The sequence below is a fragment of the Pseudomonas sp. genome, from assembly GCF_037994325.1.
Taxonomy (GTDB): Bacteria; Pseudomonadota; Gammaproteobacteria; order Pseudomonadales; family Pseudomonadaceae; genus Aquipseudomonas.
Genome location: NZ_JBBNAH010000638.1, coordinates 1 through 1283, shown reverse-complemented (window position 1 = coordinate 1283; position 1283 = coordinate 1). Strand labels below are relative to the sequence as shown.

Below are 1283 nucleotides of genomic sequence, written 5' to 3'. Positions count from 1 at the left end.
AAACGCGCCAGTCGGCACTCGACAGTCCTGAATCGTCGCCCAGCACCAGTGCGGCCAACGCACCTTCACGACCGAAAGCATCCACCGCAAGCATGCGTTGACGCAGGTGATCGCGCCAGGCCAACGGCCCACTGGCGTTGCTCAGGCGCTGGCCCTGCTTGACCGTGCCTTGGGCGCCGATGCGTTGGGCCAGCAACCACGCCTCATAGTCAAAGCCCTGCGGATTAACGAGCCCACGCGGGCGCTTGAGTTTTACCGCCAGGCGCCAGCGTTCTCCGGCTTGCACAGCCGGCCCATCGTGCCAGGCCAGGCGCATGCGCGTAGGCAACGTGGCCTTGCGCGCGCTGACGCCTTCCAGCTGAAAGCGCACCACGCCCTTGCCCTGCTCCGGCAGGCCGACCACACGCCCCTGCAGCCAACGGATCTGCCCATCCAACTCAGGGGCGAGACGATCATCCAACGCCCACTGCGCGGATAAACACGCCCAACTAAACCCCAGCAGCGCCAACCCCAGCGGCCGCCATAACGGCGTGCGCCATGGCAGCAGAACGGCCCCAAGCAGTGCCAAGCACGCCACCATCCAACCTGGCGGCAACTCCGGCAGCCAGCGCAACGCAACCAAGCCCAGTGCCAGCGCCAACATCCCTGTGCGCATTTGCCTTCGCTCCTGCCGCGCCCTTGCGTCGCCTGAGGCAAACCGTAGGCGCTTATTTGTTGTCACAAAGTCAACGCATTGCCCCCGCACAATCTGGGCATAATCCGCCTTTTTACGCCTGCCGAGATGCCCTATGCCGCGCCGCCTGTTCAAGCGCTACATGCCTAATCCCGACCTGATCCGGGAACATAAGTCGCTGCGCTTTCTCGGCACGTTGATGCATGACCCCAACCTCTGGCACCTCAATCGTCACTCGGTGGCGCGGGCTATGGCGGTCGGTTTGTTCGCAGCGTTTATCCCGCTGCCGCTGCAAATGCTCCTCGCCGCCTCCTTGGCCATTCCGTTTCGCGCCAACCTGCCGATCTCGGTCGGCCTGGTATGGCTCACCAACCCCATCACTATGCCGCCGGTTTTTTACTGCACGTACAAATTGGGCTCTTGGGCCTTGCAGCGGCCTGTAGGAGAAATCACTACCCACGTCTGGCCACGGATCAGCCACTTTTTTGAAGAGCCGTCCTGGGAGCTGATTCAACTGCTGTGGAAACCGATTCTGGCGCCGTTTCTACTGGGCTCGGTGTTGGCCGGGCTGATTGCCGGCGTGCTTGGCTATGCACTGACCATGCTGTAT

Annotated in this window: 2 protein-coding genes; one reads left to right on the top strand and one right to left on the bottom strand. The window is 62.7% G+C overall.

The features are described from left to right. The coding region (locus AAAB16_RS21010; protein WP_340665080.1) for a ComEC/Rec2 family competence protein at positions 1-655 on the bottom strand (655 nt) is incomplete at its 3' end. 133 nt (positions 656-788) lie between these two features. On the opposite strand from AAAB16_RS21010, the gene AAAB16_RS21005 reads away from it, so the two are divergent. Then, positions 789-1283: DUF2062 domain-containing protein (locus tag AAAB16_RS21005; protein WP_340665079.1), on the top strand; the 495-nt coding region annotated here is incomplete at its 3' end.